The 6,795-nt window shown below is 72.2% G+C and carries 6 protein-coding genes; 5 read left to right on the forward strand and 1 reads right to left on the reverse strand.

Annotated features, from left to right (window positions below; all coding sequences use genetic code 11):
• Positions 1 to 326 precede the first annotated feature (326 nt).
• The gene (locus G6R25_RS19650; protein WP_163554131.1) at positions 327 to 1,940 is read left to right on the forward strand and encodes an ABC-F family ATP-binding cassette domain-containing protein; all 1,614 of its coding nucleotides are present in this window, start codon (positions 327 to 329) and stop codon (positions 1,938 to 1,940) included.
• Positions 1,941 to 2,083: 143 nt separating this feature from the next.
• Positions 2,084 to 3,046 carry a cation diffusion facilitator family transporter gene (locus G6R25_RS19655; protein WP_163554132.1) on the forward strand — a complete coding sequence of 321 codons (963 nt, stop codon included), beginning with the start codon at positions 2,084 to 2,086 and terminating at the stop codon, positions 3,044 to 3,046.
• Between the two features lie 45 nt (positions 3,047 to 3,091).
• Here the strand turns inward: G6R25_RS19655 and G6R25_RS19660 are convergent, their stop codons facing one another.
• Complete coding sequence (locus G6R25_RS19660; protein WP_163554133.1) at positions 3,092 to 4,528, reverse strand: hypothetical protein; 1,437 nt, start codon at positions 4,526 to 4,528, stop codon at positions 3,092 to 3,094.
• A gap of 636 nt (positions 4,529 to 5,164) precedes the next feature.
• Between G6R25_RS19660 and G6R25_RS19665 the strand changes: the two genes are divergently transcribed.
• From G6R25_RS19665 to G6R25_RS19675, 3 genes are all read left to right on the forward strand, one after another.
• Positions 5,165 to 5,383 carry a helix-turn-helix domain-containing protein gene (locus tag G6R25_RS19665; RefSeq protein WP_009399485.1) on the forward strand — a complete coding sequence of 73 codons (219 nt, stop codon included), beginning with the start codon at positions 5,165 to 5,167 and terminating at the stop codon, positions 5,381 to 5,383.
• Positions 5,384 to 5,385: 2 nt separating this feature from the next.
• Positions 5,386 to 6,231 carry an enoyl-CoA hydratase/isomerase family protein gene (locus G6R25_RS19670; protein WP_163554134.1) on the forward strand — a complete coding sequence of 282 codons (846 nt, stop codon included), beginning with the start codon at positions 5,386 to 5,388 and terminating at the stop codon, positions 6,229 to 6,231.
• A 121-nt stretch (positions 6,232 to 6,352) separates the two neighbouring features.
• A partial coding sequence (locus G6R25_RS19675; RefSeq protein ID WP_268904188.1) for an ABC transporter transmembrane domain-containing protein occupies positions 6,353 to 6,795 on the forward strand: 443 nt, incomplete at its 3' end.

The raw sequence follows: 6,795 nt of genomic DNA on the forward strand, positions 1-6,795 counted from the left end.
GTCGCCATGACCACTTGACTCTTGACTCCGCCCAGGAACCTGCACCGCGAGATGCGGGAATCACCTCCCGTCAGGGAGGCGAGGATGTCAACCGCCTGGCCTGACCCCCGCGGGTAGGGCCGACCTCGCTGCTGGCAGGACGTCGCCGTGTGAGGGCGTCGCCGTACGAGGACGTCGCCCCGGGAGGACGGCACCGTAGTCTGGACGGCATGAGCATCGCCGCGTCGTGATCGGATGATGTTCCGCCCCGGTGGCGTTTCCACCGTCGTCCGTAGCCGTCCGACGTCAACTGCGTCGCCAGGAAGCCCGAAAGAGGCCCAACCTCGATGATCATTGTGTCCGAGCTCGAACTGCGCGCCGGAGCCCGCACCCTGATCGAGCCCGTCTCCTTCCGGGTGCAGCAGGGCGATCGGATCGGTCTGGTCGGGCGCAACGGTGCCGGTAAGACGACCCTGCTGAAGGTGCTGGCCCGCGAGGGCATGCCGTTCGCCGGTGGTGTCGACGTCCGCGGCGAACTGGGCTACCTGCCGCAGGATCCGCGCGCCGGCGACCCGACGGACACCGCCCGCGACCGGGTGTTGTCGGCCCGCGGCCTCGACGTCCTGCTTCGCGAGATGGAGAAGCTGCAGCTGGAGATGGCCGAGCTGGTCGACGTGAAGGCGCGGGACGCGGCGATTCGCCGGTACGGCAGCCTGGAGGAGCGCTTCGGCACCCTCGGCGGGTATGCCGCGGAGGCGGAGGCGGCCCGGATCTGCTCCTCGCTGGGGCTGGCCGACCGGGTGCTCGCCCAGCCCATCGGCACGCTGTCCGGCGGGCAGCGCCGCCGGGTGGAGCTGGCCCGCATCCTGTTCGCCGGGTCCGGCAGCTCGGATGCGACGCTGCTGCTCGACGAGCCGACGAACCACCTCGACGCCGATTCCATCAGCTGGCTGCGCGACTTCCTGCGCGCGCACAACGGCGGCCTCGTCGTCGTCAGCCACGACGTCGACCTGCTCGACCGGTGCGTCAACAAGGTCTTCTACCTCGACGCCAACCGCGCCGCCCTCGACGTCTACAACGTCAACTGGAAGACCTACCTCAACCAGCGGGAGCTCGACGAGCGGCGCCGCCGCCGGGAACGCGCCAACGCCGAGAAGAAGATCGACTCGCTGAAGGCGCAGGCCGACAAGATGCGAGCGAAGGCAACGAAGGCCCGCGCCGCCCACCAGATGGACCGCCGCGCCGAGCGACTGGCGGCCGGGCTCGACAACGTCCGCGTCGCCGACCGGGTGGCGAAGCTGCGCTTCCCGGACCCCGCGCCCTGCGGGCGCACCCCGCTGACCGCCACCGGACTGTCGAAGTCCTACGGTTCGCTGGAGGTGTTCACCGACGTCGACCTGGCGATCGATCGGGGGTCCCGGGTGGTCGTCCTCGGGCTCAATGGCGCCGGCAAGACGACGCTGCTGCGCATGCTCGCCGGTCAGGAGCGGCCGGACACCGGCGAGGTGCATCCGGGGCACGGCCTGCGGCTGGGCTACTACGCGCAGGAGCACGAGACGTTGGACACCGACCGGTCGGTGCTGGACAACATGCGGGCCGCGGCGCCGGGCACCTCCGACGTGGAGCTGCGGCGCATTCTCGGCGCATTCCTGTTCAGCGGCGACACCGTCGAGCAGCGCGCGCAGACCCTCTCCGGCGGCGAGAAGACCCGCCTGGCGTTGGCCGGGCTGGTGTGCAGCTCGGCGAACGTGCTGCTGCTCGACGAGCCGACGAACAACCTCGACCCCGCCTCCCGCGACGAGGTGCTCGCCGCGCTGAGCACCTACAAGGGCTCGGTGGTGCTCGTCACGCACGACCCGGGCGCGGTCGAGGCGCTCAGCCCGGAGAAGGTGCTGATGCTGCCCGACGGCGTCGAGGACAACTGGTCACCCGATCTCCTGGAGCTCATCACGCTGGTCTGACGCAGCCACCCGGGGCGGGTGGCGTCGCGTCGTCGGGTGGGCGGCGCCGCGCCGCGTGCCGACCCGCCGCGTGCCGACCCGCCGCGTGGCCGGCCGGCTCGACTTGCAAGACTGGGACATCGGGCCGGAAGTGGAGAGTCTTTGTGAGTACGCAGGGCGGCACCAAGGCGGTTCTGGCGGCGCTGGCCGCCAACCTGGGAATCGCGGTGACGAAGTTCGTGGCGTTCCTGCTCACGCAGTCGTCGTCGATGCTCGCCGAATCCATTCACTCGGTCGCTGACTCCGGCAACCAGGGTCTGCTGCTGCTCGGCCAGCGCAAGTCGGGCAGCCCGCCCGACGAGGAGCACCCCTTCGGGTACGGCCGCGCGCGGTACATCGCCGCGTTCCTCGTCGGCATCGTGCTGTTCAGCGTCGGCGGGCTGTTCTCCACCTACGAGGGCGTCGAGAAGCTGCGCCACCCGCACGAGCTGGACAGCGGCCTGATCGCCGTGATCATCCTGCTGGTCGCCGTCGTGCTGGAGTCGTACTCGCTGTCCACCGCGGTACGCGAGTCGAGCAAGACCAGGGGTGACCGCTCCTGGTGGCAGTTCATCCGGCAGGCGCGCGCCCCGGAGCTGCCGATCGTCCTGCTCGAGGACCTGGCCGCCGAGCTGGGGCTGATCTTCGCCCTGCTCGGCGTCGGGCTGACCCTGCTGCTCGACGACCCGATCTGGGACGGCGCCGGCACCCTGGCCATCGGCATTCTGCTGCTCGTCGTCGCGGTGCTCGTCGCGACCGAGGCGTACGGCATGCTGGTCGGGGAGGCGGCGACTCCGGAGGCCGTCGCGACGATCCGCGGCACCCTCGCCGCCGCGCCCGGGGTGAGAGAGGTCATCCACCTGCGGACCCTGCACCTGGGCCCGGACGAGCTGCTGGTCGCCGCCAAGATCGGAATAGTGCCGACGGCGACGATGCGGGAGGTCGCCGCGACCATCGACGGCGCCGAGGAGGCGCTGCGGGCGTCCCTGGCGGTTCCGATGCGGATCTTCCTGGAGCCGGACATCCCCCGCGACGCGCTGCCCCGACCGTCCGCGAGCGGCACCGAGGCGACCTCCGCGCCCGCCTGATGCGCCGCCCGGTTCGGCTGGGTCCCGGGCGCTCCCGGACGCAGGTCAGGCCGGCGGGCCGCCGAGGCAGAGCCGCAGACCGAGGGCTCCGATCGCGCTCAGTGACACAAGGATGACGGGCAGGCTGCCGGCCTGCAATCGGTCGCCCGGTCGGGCCGGCCGGGGCCGGGGTGCCACCGCCGCGACCAACAGCCAGGGGAACACCGGCAGCCAGGTCCGCTCGGCCCCGCCCTCGGCGAGGCCGAGAGTCACGGCGAACAGCATGGTGGCGGTGGCGCCGACCAGGAACGGCCAGCCCGGCGTCAGACGCAGCCGGCGTGCCGCCCGCACGGCGAGCGGGCCGGTGGCGAGGACCACGACGGTCAGATCCAGGAAGATCCAGGCCAGCGCGGCTCCCACCGACGGCCGCGGCGCACTGGCCAGGGCCAACCCGTCCGGCCAGGAGAAGCCCCAGGCGTAGAACAGCCACAGCGGCAGCAGCGCGCCGAGCCCGGTGATGACGTTGAGCAGCGGCCGGCGCCGGACGAAGTAGGCGGCCGCGACCGCCACCCCCAGCCACACCGGGGCGTAACCGAACAGCGCCGCCAGGCCCAGCAGCAGCCCGCTCGCCAGCGCCCACCAGACCGACCGGCGCTCCGGTTCGCAGCCGATCACGCCGATGGCGACGGCCAGCGCGGCGAGGGCGGCGGTGACGGCATCCGGGGAGGCCGCCATCCAGACACTCCACGGCGCCAGAACGAGGACGGGAACCAGCCGGCGGGCCGCGGTCTCATGGCACAGCGAGCGCACCGCGACGCACACGACCGGGACGGTCAGCGCGCCGAGCGCGGTGAACAGCACGCCGATCGGCACGGCGCCATGCAGCCCCGCCCGGGTGAGCAGCCAGGTGGCGAGCACCGGCCCCGGCGGGTGCGCCGGCAGCACGGCGACCGAGCCGGCGGCCGCGTGCGGCGTCGTCGAAGTGTAGGCGGCGAGCCGGCCGAGCGGGTCGTCGTCGACCGCGCCGGCCGCTGCGAGCAGGTCCGCAGGTGCCCGCAGGCCGGCGGCGAGATCCCCGGGCGTGACCAGGGCGAGCGCAAGGCTGAACGCCAACGAGCCCAGATAGCCCAGCAGCAGCAGGACACTCCAGGGCAGCCGGAACGCCACCGATCGCGGCGGCCGGATGGTCGAGGCCCACCAGGCCGTGAGTGCGATCACGGTCGCGGCGACCGCGAGTGGGACCGCGACGAGCGGGTCCAGGCGCGGCGCCCAGCCGTCGTGCCACGGAGGCTGCGGGCAGCCGAGGCTGATGTCGGTGCTGGCCAGCAGGGCGGTGCCGGCGAGCCCGAAGGCGACCAGGGCCAGCCAGATCCCGGCCTCGGTGAGCTCCGCCCGCACCGCCGGCCCGAGGCTGGCGGCGAGCATGCCGGCCCGCGGCTGCGCCCGCCCCCGCGCGGTCGCCGGGACGCGCGCCCGCTCGGATGCGCCGCGGCTGACGCTCACGCCTTGGCCCTGACGGTCGCCGAGTCTCGGGACCTACCCGGCGCCGAGCCGGCGATCACCACTTCACGGGCCACCCCTGCACGGTAACGAGTCCTGCGCCGGCCGAAGCCCAGAGCCGGTCGGCGCGACGGTTCCGGGTGTGCGAGCCCAGGTGCGGACCGCCGCCGCAGGGCGGGTGCGCACCGCGCCGCGGTGGTCTCCTAACCGGCCGTGGCAGCGGGCGGCCGCTGCGGGGTGTGAGTAATCAGTCGGTTTGATCTGCGGCGTTAGCGGTCCGTCGGCGGGCTCTGTACAGTGATCGACTGTTGGTTGTACCTGCGGTATTGCGTTGAGGGAAGATCGCCGATCATGCAGGTGACGATGTTCGCGGCGACGCGCCGTTGCTGCTGTTAGGCCGTGCGTACGGGATTGGGGACACTGGTCACCGTGCATGGTCGGCCGTGGACGCCTGGCGTGCGAGCGGGCGGGTGCGACCCGGGTCATGCCGGCCTTGGTGTCGGCGTGGGGATGGAAGCGCGAGCGCGCGGTCACGCACCGACGCGCCGCGTGTGATGGATCACATCTGCTTCGAGTGGCGCGTTCACTCAAGCTGAGTGAAGATCGGTTCGCAGATCATCGAACACGGAGGGGGCCACGTTGGCCGAGCTTAGGAAAGGAACCCGGATCACCGGCGCCGAGCGCGACAAGCTCGCTGCCGAGCTTCGGAAGAAATACGAAGGTGGGCAGAGCATCCGTCTGCTCGCCGAGTCCTCTGGTCGTTCGTACGGTTTCGTCCACCGGATCCTGTCGGAGTCCGGTACGACCCTGCGCGGCCGTGGCGGTGCGACCCGGGGCACCAAGAAGAAGAGCGCCTGATCATGGCGGTGCCGGCCGCCGCCGTATCGGCGGCGGCCGGACTACGGGTGGAGGTCGTCGGACCTGTCGCAACCATCCGGCTCTCCGGATCCGGCGATCCCGGGTCATTGGGGGGCCTCGGTTCCGCCCTTGATGACGCTCAGCGACGAATGGGCGGCGACGTCCGGGTCGCCGTCCTCCGCCTGGGCGGCCAGGTCCCGCCGGCCGCGGACGCCACGCCGCGGCTGGCGGGCTTGAACAAGCAGGGACTGCTCCCGCCGTCGTCCGCGCGGGTTGATCCGGCCGCCCTTACCGGGGGGTACCGGATCTGGCGGGACGCGCTCGAACGGCTCACGGCGCGGGCGAACCTGATCAGCGTCGCCGCGGTGGCGGACATTGCCGAGGATGTCGGTACGGCCGTCGCCGTCGCCTGCGACTTGCGGATTTTCGCCACAGAAGCGGGTTTGCACCCGGTCTGGGCGCTCGGCGGCCTGCTGCCCGGGGCGGGTTCGTTGACTCGGCTGGCCGAGTTTCTCGGTTGGTCCAGCGCTCTCGACCTGTGCCTGACCGGGCGGCCACTCGGCGCGCCCGAGGCCGCCCGCCTCGGGCTGGCTCAGCGGGTGGTGCCTCGCCCGCGGCTCGACGATGAGGTCGCCGCCGTGGTCGCGGGCCTGCTCGCCACCTCCCCTGCCGTTGCGGCTGAGGTCAAGGCACTCCTGCGCGGCGCCCGTGTGGTCGGCCGATCTGCGGTCCCGACGCGGGCCGCGGCGGGTGTCGACTCCCGCGGCGGTCCCGATGCGGAGGGCGAGGCCTGGGAGCGTACGATCATGGATCTGCTGGACGCCTCGCGAGGCGCCGCCGCGGGCTGATCCAGTCCCGGGCGGTCCCGTCGGCGGGAATGGCCGCAACCCACCGTCTGCTTACATGATTACAGTGCAAGCGACGGTGTTGGGAGGCATGATGCGGCCGGGGTCGGACAGTCGGGCGTTGATGCGATCCGCCCTCCGGGACCGATCGGCGGCGAAGACCTCGCTGCGGCCGGGGACGATGCGCCGGATCGCGGCCTTCGCGCGGCCCTGGCGGGGCCAGCTGATCTGGTTCCTCGGGCTCATCGCGGTCAGCGCCGCACTCGGCGCGGTCGTCCCGTTGATCCTCAAGGAGATCATCGACGGCGGGATCGAGCATCACCGGGTGGGCTACGTCGAGCTGCTGGCGGGGGTCGTCGCCGCGCTGGCCTTCCTCGACGCCGGCCTGTCCCTCGCTCAACGCTGGTTCTCGGCCCGTATCGGTGAGGGCCTGATCTACGAGATGCGCAGCCAGATCTTCCAGCACGTGCAACGCCAGCCGCTGGCGTTCTTCACCCGCGCCCAGACCGGGGCGCTCACCAGCCGGTTGAACAACGACGTGCTCGGCGCACAGTCGGCGTTCACGAA

Source organism: Candidatus Frankia alpina (assembly GCF_902806485.1).
GTDB lineage: Bacteria > Actinomycetota > Actinomycetes > Frankiales > Frankiaceae > Frankia > Frankia alpina.

Bases quoted from the DNA above. Each gene is read 5' to 3' on its own strand.
- G6R25_RS19650 (WP_163554131.1), top strand. From the start codon at position 327: ATGATCATTGTGTCCGAGCTCGAACTGCGCGCCGGAGCCCGCACCCTG.
- G6R25_RS19670 (WP_163554134.1), top strand. From the start codon at position 5,386: ATGGCGGTGCCGGCCGCCGCCGTATCGGCGGCGGCCGGACTACGGGTG.